The organism is Flavobacterium sp. 2, from assembly GCF_049949195.1.
In the GTDB taxonomy this organism is placed as follows: Bacteria; Bacteroidota; Bacteroidia; order Flavobacteriales; family Flavobacteriaceae; genus Flavobacterium.
Window position 1 is genome coordinate 4735497 of the sequence record NZ_CP188206.1, and the last position, 16862, is coordinate 4752358.

Consider the following 16862-nt stretch of genomic DNA (forward strand, 5'->3'; position numbering starts at 1 on the left):
ATTTAATAGATTAGTTTAATTCTTTTTTCAAAAACTTAGCTGTATAACTCTTTTTATTATTCGCCACTTCTTCTGGAGTTCCTTTAGCAACTAATTGTCCGCCGCCTTTTCCGCCTTCAGGGCCAATGTCAATTATGTAATCGGCAAGTTTGATAACGTCCATATTATGTTCGATAACAAGAATTGTATTTCCTTTATCAACCAATTTATTGATAACGTCCATTAAAACGCGAATGTCCTCAAAATGCAATCCCGTTGTTGGTTCATCAAGAATGTAAAATGTGTTTCCGGTATCTTTTTTGGATAATTCTCCTGCCAATTTAATACGTTGTGCTTCACCACCAGATAGCGTTGTGCTTTGCTGACCAAGCGTAATATAACCTAAACCAACATCCTGAATTGTTTTTACTTTTCTGTAAATCTTAGGAATGTTTTCAAAGAAAGGAACTGCTTCATCCACTGTCATATCCAAAACATCAGAAATAGATTTTCCTTTGTACCTGATTTCCAAAGTTTCTCTATTGAAACGTTTTCCCTGACAAGTTTCACATTCTACATAAACATCTGGTAAAAAGTTCATTTCAATCGTTCTTACACCAGAACCCTCGCAGGTCTCACAACGTCCGCCTTTTACGTTGAAACTGAAACGTCCGGCTTTGTAACCTCGAATCATACTTTCAGAAGTCATGGTAAAAAGGTTTCTGATTTCAGTGAAAACTTCTGTATAAGTCGCTGGGTTTGAACGAGGAGTTCTTCCAATCGGACTTTGATCGATATCAATTACTTTGTCAATATGTTCTAAACCTTCAATTTTTTTATAAGGCTGTGGTTTTTTTACGCCATTAAAATAATAAGCGTTCAGAATCGGATACAGCGTTTCATTAATCAATGTAGATTTTCCGCTTCCCGAAACTCCTGTAACACAAGTTAATTGTCCCAAAGGTATTTCGATCGAAACATTTTTTAGATTATTTCCTGTAGCTCCCGTTAATTTTAAAAACTTTCCATTTCCTTCGCGACGCTTTTTCGGAATTTCAAGTTTCATTTTACCATTCAAATATTGAGCGGTAATAGTGTCTGATTTTAAAGTTTCTGCTGGAGTTCCAATACTGATAATTTCGCCGCCATATTTTCCGGCTTTTGGTCCAATATCAATTACATAATCTGCCGTTTCAATCATGTCTTTATCGTGTTCAACAACAATTACAGAGTTTCCAATATCGCGTAATTGTTCTAAAGACTTGATCAATTTTTCGTTATCTCTTTGGTGCAAACCAATACTTGGTTCATCCAAAATATATAAAACACCAACCAATTGAGAACCAATTTGTGTTGCTAGACGAATACGTTGCGCTTCTCCACCAGAAAGCGATTTTGAACTTCGGCTTAAAGCCAAATAATTCAAGCCTACATTCATCAAAAAGTTCAAACGATCTTTGATTTCTTTTACAACTTCAGAAGCGATTAAAAGCTGTTTATCAGTTAAATGACTATTTAGATCCAAAAACCAGGCTGTTAAATCTGAAATGTCCATATCACACAATTCGGTGATATTTTTTTCATTTACTCTAAAAAATAAAGCCTCTTTTTTAAGACGAGAACCTTCGCAAACCGGACAATCAATTTCGTCCATGAAATCTTTTGCCCAACGTTTTATGCTGGTTGTAGCGCTTTCATCGTATTGATTTTTGATGAAATTAGAAATTCCTTCAAAATCTATTTTATATTCTCTGGTTACGCCAAGATCTTTTGAATTGATAGCAAATTTGTCTTTTCCGCCATACAAAATCATGGTCATGGCTTCTTCCGGAATTTTCTCAATCGGATCCGTAATTTTAAATCCGAATTTTTCTCCAATGGTTTCTAATTGCTTGAAAATCCAGGAAGATTTATATTCGCCAAGGGGAGCAAAACCGCCACTTTTTATTGATAATTTTGGATTTGGAATGATCTTTTTAACGTTGATTTCGTGAACCGTTCCTAGTCCGTTACAATGCGGACAGGCACCTTTTGGTGAGTTGAAAGAAAATAAATTCGGTTCCGGATTTTGATATGAAATACCTGTTGTAGGGCACATTAAATTCCTACTGAAATAACGCACTTCATTCGAATCCTGATCTAAAATCATTAAAACATTTTCACCATGATGCATCGCTGTATTGATGCTTTCCGATAATCTTTTTTGAGTATCTGGATTATCTTCAATAACCATTCTGTCTACAACAATTTCGATATCATGTGTTTTGTAACGGTCTAATTTCATTCCTGAAACCAAATCCTGAACTTCTCCGTTTACGCGAACTTTTAGAAATCCTTGTTTGGTGATTTGTTGGAATAATTCAGCATAATGCCCTTTTCTGGCTTTAATAACTGGAGCCAGAATATTAATTCGTTTCCCGTTATAATCCTGAATAATCAAATCTTTAATTTGTTCATCAGAATAAGAAACCATTTTTTCGCCGGTGTTGTAGCTATAAGCGTCAGCACCACGTGCAAATAAAAGTCTAAGAAAATCGTAAATTTCAGTAATTGTTCCAACCGTAGAACGCGGACTCTTACTTGTCGTTTTTTGTTCAATTGCAATTACAGGAGAAAGCCCGTCGATTTTATCTACATCCGGACGTTCTAAACCTCCAAGGAATTGCCTGGCGTATGCCGAAAAAGTTTCAACATAACGGCGTTGCCCTTCAGCATAAATCGTATCGAATGCCAAAGAAGATTTTCCCGAACCAGATAAACCAGTAATTACAACCAGTTTTTCACGCGGAATAGATATATCGATATTTTTAAGATTATGAACTCTTGCACCAAGAACTTCAATAGTATTGTCTTTATCTAGCATAATTTTGAGCAAAACGCAAAGTTACCACTTTGATTTGTTCTTTTTGTGCTCGATAGCAAAAGTTTATGTTACAAATAGTAACAAAATAAGTATCTCGATTAAAGTCTTTTGATCATTTATTCAATCGTCATCGATCGCAGTTTCATTCTGTAAGCTTCAAGTGCAATTGATTTTGAAATGATACCATAATACTTATCATTTCGAAGCACAGGCAGAAAAGCTGATTTTGAATTTTCGAACTTTGTCATTACGATTTCCATGCTGTCATAAGATGAGATAGTTGCTGCAGGAGTTTTCATAACATCTTTAATCTGAGTGTATTTTACACGGTAAGCATTAAAAATGATTTCTCGGATATCATTAAAATGTACAATTCCAACTAAATCTTTTTCGTTGTTGACAACCGGAAATACGACTTGATTAGAGTGTGAAATAAGATCAACGAGTTTGCTTAAATTTTCGTCAGGATGAACAGTTAGATAATCACATTGAATGATTGTATCGATATCTAAAGTCGAAAGAATATTTGAATCTTTGTTGCTGGTAAAGGCATGGCCTTTTTTTGCCAGATTTTTTACGTCAAGCGAATATTTCTCAAAACGTTTAGAAATCGCAAAACTGATTGATGAAACGATCATTAGCGGAATCATAAGTCCGTAACCTCCTGTTATTTCTGCAATAAGGAAAATTGCGGTCAATGGTGCATGAAATAATCCGCTCAAAATTCCAGCCATTCCAACCATGGTAAAATTACTGATTGGCAAATGTGATAAACCGGTTAAGCTTATTAGTTTTGAGAAAAAATAACCTAAATAAGATCCTAAAAATAGAGATGGAGCAAAATTTCCTCCATTACCACCGCTTCCAATTGTAAGCCCGGAAGCAAATACTTTTACCATCATGGTACAGCCTATAAACAAAAGCAATACCCATTGATTGTTTCTAAAATCAGCAAATAAAGTATTGTCTAATAATTGTCCGGGATCGCTTTCAGATAAGGTTTTAATGCTTTCATATCCTTCCCCAAATAAAGTTGGAAATACAAAAATCAGTAAAGCCAAAAGCGATGAACCTATCAAAGCTTTTTTATAAGGATCAATCTGCATTTTGCCAAAATAATGCTCAACACGTTGAAAATTTCGTGAATAATATATTGCAGCCAAACCTGTCAAGATTCCCAATATCACATAAAAGGGAATATTATGATAATTAAAAGTTTCTTGTTTTTTGAACGACAGCAAAATAGTTTCATCTAAAACAATTGCAGAAACTAAAGCACCTGTTGCTGCAGAAATCATAATTGGTGTAAAGGCAGAAATACTCACATCGACTAATAAAACTTCGATTGCGAAAAGAACTCCGGCAATTGGAGCATTAAAAGCAGCAGCAATTCCGGCAGCAACACCGCATCCAATTAATAAAGTCCGGTCTTTGTAAGCTAATTTATAATTTTGGGCATAATTTGATCCAAAAGCCGCTCCTGTAATTACAATTGGGCTTTCTAATCCGGCAGAACCTCCTAAACCAACAGTCAAAGAGCTTGTAACAATCTGCGCATACATTTGTTTTTTCGGAATTATACTCGCTTTTTTGGCAACCGCATATAAAATCTGTGAAGTTCCTTTTTGGATTGTTCCGTTTAAAACCTTTTTAATAACAAGAACAGTCAATAAAATTCCAATTATGGGAAGAATACTATTGATGAAGCTTAATTTTAAAGTCCCGTTAATATAAGTTGCAAATGAAAAAACGCTATGCGCAAAAGTTTTCAAAACAATTACAGCAAAAGCACATGAAATACCGACTAACACACTCGATAAAAAAATAAATTGCTTTGGCGTCAACAAGGATTGAGCTAATGCAATAATGCTTTCTAGTTTTCGAAAAAGTCGTTTTATCATAATTTTATTACAAAGTTACCAGGGGATACAAATTTAGCTCTAAACATTCAATTTTGTATAATTTTTTGATGTAAATCTTTTTGTTTAAAATCCTGCGGCTTTGTCATCACCGCGAAAATCGGCACCTCCTTCAAGAGTGTTGTCTGGCAAAACCAAAATCGCATCCACTTTACCAATTACAGGTGTCGTTTTTTCGTTGATCAAATATCCTTTTGCTTTTAAACTTTCTAATGTTTTGTCACTAAAAGTATTAGGCTCGAAAGTAATTAAATCAGGAAGCCATTGGTGATGAAAACGAGGTGCGTTTACAGCTTCCTGCATGCTCAAATTATATTCGTAAACATTTAAAATAGTTTGCAAAACAGAGGTAATAATGGTTGATCCGCCTGGTGAACCTACAACCATATAGAGTTTTCCGTTTTTTTCTACAATGGTTGGTGTCATGGAACTCAGCATTCTTTTTTGTGGCGCAATGCTGTTCGCTTCGTTTCCAACTAATCCAAACATATTTGGAGATCCTGGTTTTGCACTAAAATCGTCCATTTCATTATTTAGGAAAAAGCCCAGTTCATCGCAATAATATTTTGAACCAAATCCGTCGTTGATAGTGGTTGTGGCCGCAACTGCATTTCCAAATTGATCTACAATCGAGTAATGCGTTGTTTCTGTGCTTTCGCTATACGTGATTTTTCCTTCTTTAATATCCGATGATAAAGTGGCTTTTTCGGAATTGAAATTTGACATTCGTTCTTTCAGATAACTGTCTGATAGAAGTCCGTTTATTGGAATTTTTACAAAATCAGGATCGCCTAAAAACTGGCTTCTGTCAGCATATGCTCTTCTTTCAGCTTCTACAATAACTTGTATAGAATTCTCAGAATTATGACCCATTTTTGAAAGATAAAACGGTGAAACCATTTTCAGGATTTGTGCCAGACAGATTCCGCCGCTGCTTGGCGGTGCCATCGAAGTTATTTTTAAATCTTTATAGTCAAATTGAAGTGGTTTTCTCCATTTTGCTTCATAAAGTGCCAAATCTTTCATTGTGATTATACCACCTTTTTTCTTCAAATAATCAACTAAAATTTGTGCTGTTTTGCCTTTATAAAACTCATCTTTTCCATTTTTTAGAATTCGTTTTAAGGTATTAGCAAGTGCAGGGTACTTTATGGTGTCTTTTTCTTTGAAATTTCCAGCCATAAGTGTATTTGGTCCATTGGCTTTTACAATGGCGTCATGGTAGGATTCAAGTTGTTTTTGTTGTTTTAATGTTACTACAACTCCTTTTTCGGCAAGGGCAATTACAGGTTTCAAAATTTCTGACATTGGCAACGAACCTAATTTTTTATGAACGGCAAAAACGCCTGCGATTGTTCCCGGAACTCCAATTGCCAAAGCTGTTTCGGTACTTTTTCCTTTTATGACATTTCCGTCTTTGTCCAAAAACATATTTTTTGAGGCAGCGAGCGGTGCTTTTTCACGATAATCAAGACTTCCAACTTCGCCGTTTGCTTTTCTGTAAACCATAAATCCGCCTCCGCCAAGGTTTCCTGCATAGGGATATGCAACAGCCAATGCTAATTCTGTAGCAGCCATTGCATCAAACGCATTGCCGCCTTTTTTCATTATTTCAACACCAATTTTTGAGGCTTCTTCGCGAGCCGAAACAACCATTGCTTTTGAAGCTGTTAAACCTGTTGGGTGAACAGCTTGCTGTGCAAAACTGTATAGCGATATAAAAAAGAATAAAAACGAAATTTTTTTCATAACTGAAACTATAATCTATCGGTTTGAATTTATAAGGAAATTAATTTTTGATTGGCATGCAAACGAAGATCTTCAAAAAACAGCGTGAATTCTTCTTCAAATTCATCATAAAACTCTTTTAGTTCTTCGCTGGCATATTGCATTTTTGACATGTTTTTGGATCTTCGATCCATTTGTGTTAGGATTTGATGAATTCCTTCGACTGTTCTATAACTTAGAAGCCAGTTTCTTTCGATCATATAAGGCATTAAACCTTGTGTTTTTTCAGTTAAAATTGAATAATTTTCGTCTAATGATTTATAAAAACGATTTATAAAGCTTTCCAGATTTTCATCGGAATATTTTGTCCAGTTTTTGGCTAAAAAATGATCATAAACAATATCCACAATTACTCCTGCGTAATGATGGTATTTTTCATGTAAACGTTTGGTACTTTGTCTAAAAACATCATGAGAATCCGTGTAAGTATCTATAAATCTATGCAAAAGAATTCCTTTTTGAACATCTTTTGGGAAATGTTCAAATTGTTTTCCGCGAATGCCATCGGCCATAAAATTACCAATTTTGATTAAATCATTATCGCCTGAAAGATAGATGTGGGCTAGGAAATTCATTTTTTTTAAGATACTAAGGTTCTAAGATACTAAGAAACTAAGTTTTTAGCAAATATGTTTTTACGATGCTAAGGCTCTAAGATACTAAGGAACTATGTTATTTTAGTAAATGTATGAAAAGTTTTTAATATGGATTTATTGAAGTGTTTTGCAATTTCTAAACTTGATAATTATTTAAAATCACGGCAACTTAGCAACTTAGTATCTTAGAACCTTAGCATCTTTTTTTAAAATCTTAGCAGCTTAGTATCTTAGAACCTTAGTAACTTTTTTATATTTGTAATAAAATAACCTTAACTCAAAAAAATGACTTTAATAAAATCGATATCCGGAATTCGTGGAACGATAGGAGGAAAAGTGGGTGACAACCTGACTCCTGTTGATGCGGTGAAATTTGCATCGGCGTACGGAACATTTCTAAAAAATAATACTTCAAAAGAAAAATTAACCGTTGTAATTGGTCGCGATGCCAGAATTTCAGGGCCAATGATTCACAATCTTGTTGTGAATACCTTAATTGGTTTAGGAATTGATGTTATTGATCTTGGACTTTCGACAACACCAACTGTAGAGGTTGCCGTTCCTTTAGAAAAAGCTGATGGCGGAATTATTTTGACAGCATCTCATAATCCAAAACAATGGAATGCCTTAAAATTATTGAATGAAAAAGGGGAGTTTTTAAGCGGTGCTGATGGCGCAAAAATTCTTGAAATTGCCGAAGCTGAAGCTTTTGATTTTTCTGACGTTGACAGTTTGGGAGAAATTACAGTTAACGACGCTTATATGGATATTCATATTGATGAAGTTTTAAATCTTCCATTAGTTGATGCTGAAGCTGTTAAAGCGGCTAAATTTAAAGTGGTAGTTGACGGTGTAAATTCATCAGGAGGAATTGTTATTCCGAAACTTTTGGAACAAATGGGTGTTGAAGTTGTAAAATTATACTGCGAACCAAACGGACATTTCCCACATAATCCTGAGCCATTAAAAGAACATTTGACTGATATTTCAGAATTGGTAGTTAAAGAAAAAGCGCATCTTGGAATTGTAGTTGATCCAGATGTTGATCGTTTGGCTTTCATCAGCGAAGACGGTGAAATGTTTGGTGAAGAATATACGCTTGTTGCTTGCGCAGATTATGTTTTGAGTAAAACTCCAGGAAATACAGTTTCGAATATGTCATCTTCACGTGCATTAAGAGATGTTACTAAATCTTATAATGGAGGTTATGAAGCAAGCGCAGTAGGAGAGGTGAATGTTGTGGAATTGATGAAGAAAAATAATGCAATTATTGGCGGAGAAGGAAATGGTGGTATCATTTATCCTGAATTGCATTACGGAAGAGACAGTTTGGTTGGAGTTGCTTTGTTTTTAACGCATTTAGCAAACAAAAAAATATCAGTTTCTGCATTGAGAGCTTCTTATCCAGAATATTATATGAGCAAAAACAAAATTGAATTGACACCACAAATTGATGTTGACGCAATTTTAGCTGCAATGACGGACAAATACAAAAACGAAGATATTTCGACAATTGATGGTGTGAAAATTGATTTTGCCGAAGAATGGGTTCATTTAAGAAAATCGAATACAGAACCGATTATTCGTATTTATACTGAATCAGCAACGCAAGAATCAGCGGATAAATTAGCACTTAGAATTATTGATGAAATTAAAGTAATCGCGGGATTATAAAATTTTCATTTAAATATAAAAAAGCCTCTTTTGAAATTTCAAAAGAGGCTTTTCTTTTTGGTTAGATATATTTAGTTTTTGATAATTTTTACTGATTTCTGGATTTTTCCATAAGAAGCATTTACGATATAAACACCAGTAGCAAGTTTTTCGCCAATTTTAATATCTTCATTGGTAAAATAATCTTTAGATTCGAAACAAACTTTTCCGCTCATATCAACTATTTTCAAAGTCAAAGGTTCAGTTGAAGATGATTTTATATGAAGCGTAGATTGATTTTTAACCGGATTTGGATAAATCGTAAAAGAATCTTTTTCAGCAATAGGATCATTTACTCCTAGATTTCCGGCAGTAACATCAATATAATTAAAATTCATGTCGTTTGATTTGAATTTAATTTTAAGATAAACTTCTCCTTTAGGAAGTGTAACACCACTTACGATTTTATCTGTATAAGTTTGATATCCTCCAGTTGCAGGAAAGGTTTCATCTGTTTTTACAACTACATTGTTTACCAGAATATCGAATTTTCCGTTTATAGAAGGTGCGGCTACTCTAAAATTTAGATTGTACGTTCCAGCATCAGCTACATTCAATAAAAATTCATTCCAGTCTCCTTCATTTATAAAACATACATTTTGTCCTGTATCAGAATCTGTTGTAGCTTGTAAACCAGTTCCTTTTCTGCGGTAATGTTTGTTTGCGGTAATTTTTCCTGGAACATTCATTTTTTTAGAAGTATAGCTTTCGTTTACGTAAGCAGTTCCAATTGGCTTTAAAACGCCGCTTGTTGGGCTTAACAATTGTCCTTCTTGCATGTCAGTCCAATCGGCAGGAACTCGACCTGTAAACCAAGAATATCTGTAAATATCCGGATCATTTTCAAAACTGCTTACAATAGTTTTCATGAAACTGATTTTATCGGCTTCACTTTGAATAACTCGGTTTGCAAATTCAGTTACCCAAACTGGGCGATTGTATTTTTTAAGGTTTCCGGTAACTCCAATAACCGAACCTGCTGTATTATCATAAGTATGAAAAGCGATATAATCGACTTTGCAAGTTGGACATAAAAGAAAAAATTGATCGTGCCATGCAACCGGATCGCTGAATCCTCCATAATTGTTTGGTCCATTGTAAGCAGGAGATGCGCTGACGATTTCTAAGTTTTTGGCAGCAGCAATTTTTTCGACATTAGCCCATGCATTTACCGCTTCCTGAGGTGTTAAACGCGCGCCATCAGTAAAATTAGGTTCATTAAAAGCCAATAAATATTTTGCTCCGGGTTTAATATTGTCAATAAAAGTCTGTACTTCGTTATCATTTAATTTTCCCCAGGCCATCGGAACATATTCAATGCCAATAGAAGCGTAATTGGCATTCGTATCATTTTCGGGGATTCTTCCCCAGTTGTACCACCATGAAACTCCGGGTTTTAGAGCCATTAAATCGGCAGCGCTGTTTTGTCCGTAGGCAATACCTCGTTTTGGGCTTTGAGCAAAAACGGGTTTCGAAAAACAAATTATTAAAAATGTGAAAAGTAATTTTTTGATCATGGGTATTAATTTTGCAATGGTTTTTGGATAGTTTTTAGTCAGCTTCAAATTTATATTGTTTGTCTAAATTTGCTTCTGTTTTAATTCAACAAAAATCATTACAAAAACACATCAAAAATTTATTTGAGGGCTTTAAAACATCGTTTTTTATTGTTGTGTACTTTCATAAATAAAAAAGTCCAAAAAGTATTTCTTCTTTTTGGACTCTGTTTTTTATAAAATTAGGAATCAACACGATGTTTCCATCTTTTGTGTGTCCATAAATAATATTCTGGTTTTGCAAGAATTTGTTTTTCTACCTCTTTCAAATACATTTCTGTAATTTCAAAATCGGGAAAATCTTTTGGGTTATCAGCAATAGGAATAAATGTAGCTTCATAATAACCTCTTCCTGTTTTTTTTACGTTGGCAAAAATAACGCTTAGATTGTATTTTTTTGCCAGCATTTCTGCTCCAGTATGTACAGGAACTTCAACTCCCATAAATTCCATTGAGTGGAAAATTCGATCTAATTTAGGAGATTGATCACTTGCCAAACCGTACATGCTCAAAGTTCCGTCGCGCTGGTTTTGTGCCATTGTCGGAATTGCTTTTCGGGTTTCGATCATTTCTGTTTTGTATTTAGAGCGAATTTTTCGAACTAATTTATCAAAATAGGGATTAGCTAATTTTTTATAAACAGCAACACCCTGAAAACCAATTTTTGGGTTGATTGTCATAAGCCATTCATAACTTGCATAGTGAGAAGCAACGAGAATTACGCTTTTTCCTTTTTTAGCATAATCCAATACCAAGTCAAGATTCGTTACTTTGAATCTTCTTTCCATTTCTTCCGGAGAAATACTCATGGTTTTGATCATTTCTAAAAACATATCACACATATGGCTGTAGAATTTTTTCTCAATAACTTTTCTTTCAGCATCACTTAAATGTGGCAAAGCCAAAGCCAAATTCTCACGAACTACTTTTCGGCGATAGCCAATAACGTGATAAACCAGAAAATAAACGAAATCTGAAAACCAGTAAAATAACCGAAATGGAAGTATAGAGATAAGCCAAAGTAAAGGATAGGCTAAAATATAGACTAGAAATTGCATGTAATTTTTTTTTACAAATATAAAGTAAAAATGAATAGATGCCGATATTTTGGTTAGTGGCGGACTTGTGTTCAAGAATGACTATATTTACCATTCACAATAAATATGTTTTATGAATGCTATTTTGATTGGAATTATAGTTGCCAATGTTCTTTTTAGTTATAAAGGTTTTAATGATTATGCTTTTTTTAGAAAATATGAATTTCATGTTGGAAGTATTCGTTCAGGAGAGCAGATAAGAATGCTTTCTTCGGGATTTTTGCATGTTGATTTTATGCACTTGGCTTTTAACATGTTTACACTTTGGTGTTTTGCGCCTGTTGTTTCAAGCTTGTTAAGTGATTTTTCTTTTGTTTTGATTTATTTTGGAAGTTTGATTTTTGGAAATCTGCTTACTATGCTTTTTCATAAAAACGATTATAGTTATCGTGCAGTTGGAGCTTCTGGCGCTGTGACAGGAGTTTTGTATTCGGCTATTTTATTGCAGCCTGATATGACATTAGGAATTTATGGCATAATTCCGATACCGGCATATTTATTCGGAATTTTATATTTATTGTATTCAATTTATGGAATGAAAGCCAAAAATGACAATATTGGACATACAGCACACTTTGGAGGTGCTATAGGCGGGTATTTGATTACTTTGATCAAAGATCCTTCTTTAATTGTTGATCATACTTTAATGACAATTCTATTGGCAATTCCAATTATTATACTTTTTGGGATGGCTAAATTAGGAAAATTGTAAGGCTGGCATAACTTTTGAAATGTCCTTATCAATAATTTAAAATATAACAAAAATGAAAAAACTAGTATTATTTTTAACAATCATGTTTATGACTATGTCTTACGGCCAAGAAACCAAACAAATACCTCTTATTAACGTTAATGGGGAAGGAAAAGTAAAAGTAGCACCTGATCAGGTTTGTATTTCGGCTACGGTTGAAACAAAAGGGAATAATGCTAAAGACGTCAAAAAACAAAATGACGAAAAAATGGACGCTGTTTTAAAATTCATTAAAAAGATGAATATTCCAACAGCAGATTTCAAAACAAAACAAGTTGCTTTGAACCCGCAGTATGATTACGAAAAGAAAAAAACGAGTTATAATGCGACACAAACTGTTGAAATCATCGTAAAAGATTTGTCTAAATACGATGAATTGATGGAAGGTTTGGTTCAGCAGGGAATTAACCGAATTGACCGAGTAACTTTTGAATCTTCTAAAGAAGCTCAATTACAAGCTGAAGCTAGAAAACTTGCAATGAAAGATGCTAAAGCAAAAGCAGACGATTATGTTTCTGTTTTAGGTCAAAAAGTTGGAAAAGCTTTTGTTATTTCTGATAATTCTCAAGTTTATCATCCACAGCCAATGTATGCTGCTATGAGAATGAAAGAATCAGCAGATTCTATGGGAGCTTCTAATGAAACTTTAGCGATCGGTGAAATCGAAATTACTGCGAATGTAAGCGTAAGTTTTATTTTGGACTAAAAAAATAGAATTCCAAATATTTAAAAATCCAAATTCCAATTCAAATTGGAGTTTGGATTTTTTTTTGTTTAAAACTATAATAGGAACTTTAAACAAATAAGGTTTGTGTAAAAACGTGATAGGATTTCTCAAAAATGTTTAAACACTTTTGATGAAAAATTTATCGGGTTGAATAGTAATTTGAATCGATTAAATAAAAAAGCAGCAATGTCATATTGCTGCTTTTTTATTTAAATACTTTCTGGATTTGTATTTCATAATAGATTCTTAATTATTTATGTGTTCTGTAATTTTTCCAGATATTTTTTATAGGAACGTCATTTTTTAGCTACAAAACATGGGTAAAATGTATACGTGAGACATTATTATACCCAAAAACGGATTTTATTGCTCCCTCTGAAAACCATTAATTAATCAAATTTGTCCCAGTAAAATCATTAATCGGTTTTGACCGAAGCTCAGAAGATTTTAGAAAACTAACTAATTAATTAACCAACAAATTACAAACCAAAAATGACAAATTTTACTAGGATTAAAAAAAGTCCTAATGGTGGATCAGGATTTAATTTGAAAAAGAAGATGATGATGTTTTGCGTCTTATTTTCTTTGTCACAAGTTCATGGCTACGCTATTAGTTCTAAAAGTACAATGGAGTCTCACGATGTTGTTCCACAAAAAAGCATTAAGGGACTAGTAGTAGATGAAAGCGGCATGCCGATGCCGGGAGTTTCAGTTTTAGAAAAAGGAAGTAAAAATAGTACTTCAACCGATTTTGATGGAAAATTTACTTTAAAGGTAGATAACGACAATGCAGTAATCGTTGTGTCTTATTTAGGCTATGTAACTGCAGAGGTTAGCGTAAAAGGCGAAGCTTCAATTACTGTAAAATTGAAAAAAGCGACTACCTCATTAGAGGAGGTTGTTGTAGTAGGTTACGGTAAAATGAAGAAAAAGGATTTAACTGGAGCAATTGTTCAGGTAACGCCTGATAAATTGGCGAACCAAAATCCACAAACAGTTCAGGATATCTTAAGAGGTACTCCGGGTGTACGAGTAGGTTATGATCCTTCAGCAAAAGGAGGAGGAAGCATACAAGTTCGTGGTCAGACTTCAGTTTATACAGGAGGTAGTCATAATTCACCGCTTATTATTTTAGACGGAATGCAGTTTTATGGTGAGTTATCAGAAATAAATCCTGATGATATTCAGCAACTTGATATTTTAAAAGATGCTTCGGCAGCATCAGTATATGGATCGAGAGCAGCAGCAGGGGTTATTCTTATTTCAACTAAAAAAGGAAAAACAGGTAAGCCTATTGTTAGTTTTACTACAAACACAACAATTAGCAATAAAAGCGCCTATCGTGGTGTGTATTCTCCAGAAGGATACTTAAAATATCGTGAAGACTGGGAAACTGCCCAAACTTACGGTGTTAATCCAACAACTAAGCAATACGAAGCGTGGATTGCGGGAACAGTTGCTAACGGTAAACCGGGATATTTTTCGAATCCAAATGATTTAGCGAAATGGGGTATTACTGAAGCGCAATGGTTAGCGTATCAACCGGCTACTCAAACAGCAGGAAAAAGCAGTAAAGAAGTATGGGGAACACGTTTAGGATTGAATTTTGATCCTTCGTTAATGGCTAATTTCTTAGCTGATAAAACGCATGACTGGAGCGACAGCTCTTTTAGAACAGGGATTAATCATGATAATAATTTGAGTATTTCGGGAGCAGGAGATAAGGTTAACTATTACATGTCGTTTGGTTATTTAACTTCAGAAGGAGCTATTGTTGGAAATGATTATAAATCAGCTCGTTCTAATATGAAAGTTGATGCTAAAATTACAGATTGGCTTGACTTTGGAGCAAATATTAATTTTCAGGATCGATCAGATGGAGACATAACTCCTTCGTTAGGTACAAATGCTGGAGATAACAATATGATGAGAACCAGCCCATTCGGAACTTTTATAGATGCAAATGGAAACTATGAGAGACAGCCAATGGGGAAAAATGTTTCTGGACAGAATTATAACTATTACTACGAACGTCAATATATTGACAAGGAAACAGGATTTACAACATTGAATGCTATTTTCAATACAAAAGTAACGTTGCCGTTAGGAATTACTTACTCATTTAATATTGCTCCTCGTTATCAGTTTTATCATGATCGTTATTTCAGATCAACACAAAATCCAAACTGGCCGGCAGCTACGACTGGTGTAAATAGAAATAATTCTACAAGATTTGAGTATAACTTGAATAATACAATCACGTGGGATTATACAATTGCTGAAAAACATCACTTCATTGCAACTTTTGTCCAGGAAGCTGAAGAACGCCGCTTATGGTCAGACGGAATGGATGCTTATAATATTCAACCATCAGATGCATTAGGTTTTCACAATGTTAGTACAGCAACTATGGCAAATAGTGCACTTAGATCAAACGATACACATGAAACAGCAGATGGTTTGATGGCAAGACTTTTCTATTCATTCGATAATCGTTATATGTTGACAGCGACTGTTCGTCGTGATGGATATTCAGCATTTGGAGCTTCAAATCCTTATGCAGTTTTCCCTTCTTTTGGAGTGGCTTGGAATTTTAAAAATGAAAACTGGTTCAAATGGGATGCGATGAGCACAGGTAAATTACGTTTGTCTTGGGGTAAAAACGGAAACAGATCGCTTGCAGATCCTTACATTTCTCTTGCAAACTTAGTAAATACTGGAACAATGGGATATTTAGATCCTTCAGGAAAAGCGCTTGAGTTGAAATATTTAGCACTTGACCGTATGGCCAATCCAAATTTGGAGTGGGAAAAAACAACATCAACAAATATTGGTCTTGACTTAGGTTTCTTACACGATCGTATTACGGCTACTTTAGATCTTTACAAAGCATCTACTCATGACATGATTATGAGTCAATCATTACCTGGTTTCACTGGATTCTCATCAATTGCAACTAATCTTGGAGAGGTTCAAAATAAAGGTTTTGAGTTTAGTATTAATACACTTAATATGAAAACACCAAACTTTGAATGGCGTACTACATTTGGTATCTCATATAACGAAAATAAAATTATCTCATTGTATGGCAATATGGTAGATATTAAAGATGCCAGTGGTAATGTTATTGGAAAAAAAGAGGGTGATGATTCAGCTAATGGATGGTTTATAGGAAGACCTATTTCTCAAATCTGGGATTATAAAGTAACTGGAATTTGGCAAAAAGATGAGTGGAAAGAAGCTCAAAGATACGGACAGCGTCCTGGAGATCCAAAAGTTGAAAACAGCAATACATCAGATGACGTAGATGCAGTAGATGCAGATGGTGTTGCTTACAAAAAAGCGGTTTATAATGAAAAAGATAAACAGTTTCTAGGGAATTCAAATCCTCCAGTACAGTGGACGTTGCGTAATGATTTTAAAATTTACAAAAACTGGGATTTAGGAATCAGCATGTATTCATATAATGGTGGGAAATCACTTAGTTCAATTTATATGAACACTTTCAACGATGCCAGTTTGTATAAATTCAATTTTAATCCATATGTAAACCCTTATTGGACACTTGATAACCCAACTAATGAATGGGCTCGTCTTGACGCTAAAGGACCTGCTGGAACTCCAGTTGCACCAGGAAAATTATATGACCGTAGTTTTATTCGTCTAGACAACATTTCTATAGCTTATACGCTTCCTAGAGATCTTTTAGATCGCGCGCATATTAAAAATATAAAAATTTACGCTTCAGTTCAAAACGTAGCAACATGGTCTGCTTCTAAAGAATGGAAATATTTTGGAGATCCAGAAACAGGAGGATTGGCTACAAGACAATTTAATTTAGGTTTTAATTTCCAACTTTAAAAATTATTCAAC

At 34.3% G+C, this 16862-nt stretch carries 10 protein-coding genes; 4 read left to right on the plus strand and 6 right to left on the minus strand.

Annotated features, from left to right (window positions below; translation table 11 throughout):
• Positions 1 to 10 precede the first annotated feature (10 nt).
• From uvrA to ACNFIH_RS20610, 4 genes are all read right to left on the minus strand, one after another.
• A complete protein-coding gene (gene uvrA / locus ACNFIH_RS20595; RefSeq protein WP_426484565.1) occupies positions 11 to 2842 on the minus strand; it encodes an excinuclease ABC subunit UvrA in 2832 nt (943 codons plus the stop codon).
• 116 nt (positions 2843 to 2958) lie between these two features.
• Positions 2959 to 4743 (minus strand): chloride channel protein, encoded by a 1785-nt coding sequence (locus ACNFIH_RS20600; protein WP_426484566.1) that lies wholly within the window; start codon positions 4741 to 4743, stop codon positions 2959 to 2961.
• An 84-nt stretch (positions 4744 to 4827) separates the two neighbouring features.
• Positions 4828 to 6510 (minus strand): gamma-glutamyltransferase, encoded by a 1683-nt coding sequence (gene ggt / locus ACNFIH_RS20605; RefSeq protein ID WP_426484567.1) that lies wholly within the window; start codon positions 6508 to 6510, stop codon positions 4828 to 4830.
• A 29-nt stretch (positions 6511 to 6539) separates the two neighbouring features.
• A complete protein-coding gene (locus ACNFIH_RS20610; protein ID WP_426484568.1) occupies positions 6540 to 7124 on the minus strand; it encodes an ACP phosphodiesterase in 585 nt (194 codons plus the stop codon).
• Between the two features lie 306 nt (positions 7125 to 7430).
• On the opposite strand from ACNFIH_RS20610, the gene glmM reads away from it, so the two are divergent.
• Positions 7431 to 8819, plus strand: coding sequence for a phosphoglucosamine mutase (gene glmM / locus ACNFIH_RS20615; protein WP_426484569.1), 1389 nt, complete (start codon positions 7431 to 7433; stop codon positions 8817 to 8819).
• 71 nt (positions 8820 to 8890) lie between these two features.
• On the opposite strand, the gene ACNFIH_RS20620 is transcribed toward glmM, so the two are convergent.
• Together ACNFIH_RS20620 and ACNFIH_RS20625 are read right to left on the minus strand one after the other, a co-directional pair.
• Complete coding sequence (locus ACNFIH_RS20620; RefSeq protein WP_426484570.1) at positions 8891 to 10375, minus strand: glycosyl hydrolase; 1485 nt, start codon at positions 10373 to 10375, stop codon at positions 8891 to 8893.
• A gap of 221 nt (positions 10376 to 10596) precedes the next feature.
• Positions 10597 to 11472 carry a lysophospholipid acyltransferase family protein gene (locus ACNFIH_RS20625; protein WP_426484571.1) on the minus strand — a complete coding sequence of 292 codons (876 nt, stop codon included), beginning with the start codon at positions 11470 to 11472 and terminating at the stop codon, positions 10597 to 10599.
• A 112-nt stretch (positions 11473 to 11584) separates the two neighbouring features.
• Here ACNFIH_RS20625 and ACNFIH_RS20630 point away from each other — a divergent pair, with 112 nt between their 5' ends.
• From ACNFIH_RS20630 to ACNFIH_RS20640, 3 genes are all read left to right on the plus strand, one after another.
• A complete protein-coding gene (locus ACNFIH_RS20630; protein ID WP_142450770.1) occupies positions 11585 to 12223 on the plus strand; it encodes a rhomboid family intramembrane serine protease in 639 nt (212 codons plus the stop codon).
• Positions 12224 to 12275: 52 nt separating this feature from the next.
• Complete coding sequence (locus ACNFIH_RS20635) at positions 12276 to 12968, plus strand: SIMPL domain-containing protein (protein WP_035650855.1); 693 nt, start codon at positions 12276 to 12278, stop codon at positions 12966 to 12968.
• Between the two features lie 513 nt (positions 12969 to 13481).
• A complete protein-coding gene (locus tag ACNFIH_RS20640; protein WP_035650857.1) occupies positions 13482 to 16850 on the plus strand; it encodes a SusC/RagA family TonB-linked outer membrane protein in 3369 nt (1122 codons plus the stop codon).
• Positions 16851 to 16862 lie beyond the last annotated feature (12 nt).

Bases quoted from the DNA above. Each gene is read 5' to 3' on its own strand.
- uvrA (WP_426484565.1), bottom strand. From the start codon at position 2,842: ATGCTAGATAAAGACAATACTATTGAAGTTCTTGGTGCAAGAGTTCAT.
- ACNFIH_RS20600 (WP_426484566.1), bottom strand. From the start codon at position 4,743: ATGATAAAACGACTTTTTCGAAAACTAGAAAGCATTATTGCATTAGCT.
- ggt (WP_426484567.1), bottom strand. From the start codon at position 6,510: ATGAAAAAAATTTCGTTTTTATTCTTTTTTATATCGCTATACAGTTTT.
- ACNFIH_RS20610 (WP_426484568.1), bottom strand. From the start codon at position 7,124: ATGAATTTCCTAGCCCACATCTATCTTTCAGGCGATAATGATTTAATC.
- glmM (WP_426484569.1), top strand. From the start codon at position 7,431: ATGACTTTAATAAAATCGATATCCGGAATTCGTGGAACGATAGGAGGA.
- ACNFIH_RS20620 (WP_426484570.1), bottom strand. From the start codon at position 10,375: ATGATCAAAAAATTACTTTTCACATTTTTAATAATTTGTTTTTCGAAA.
- ACNFIH_RS20625 (WP_426484571.1), bottom strand. From the start codon at position 11,472: ATGCAATTTCTAGTCTATATTTTAGCCTATCCTTTACTTTGGCTTATC.
- ACNFIH_RS20630 (WP_142450770.1), top strand. From the start codon at position 11,585: ATGAATGCTATTTTGATTGGAATTATAGTTGCCAATGTTCTTTTTAGT.
- ACNFIH_RS20635 (WP_035650855.1), top strand. From the start codon at position 12,276: ATGAAAAAACTAGTATTATTTTTAACAATCATGTTTATGACTATGTCT.
- ACNFIH_RS20640 (WP_035650857.1), top strand. From the start codon at position 13,482: ATGACAAATTTTACTAGGATTAAAAAAAGTCCTAATGGTGGATCAGGA.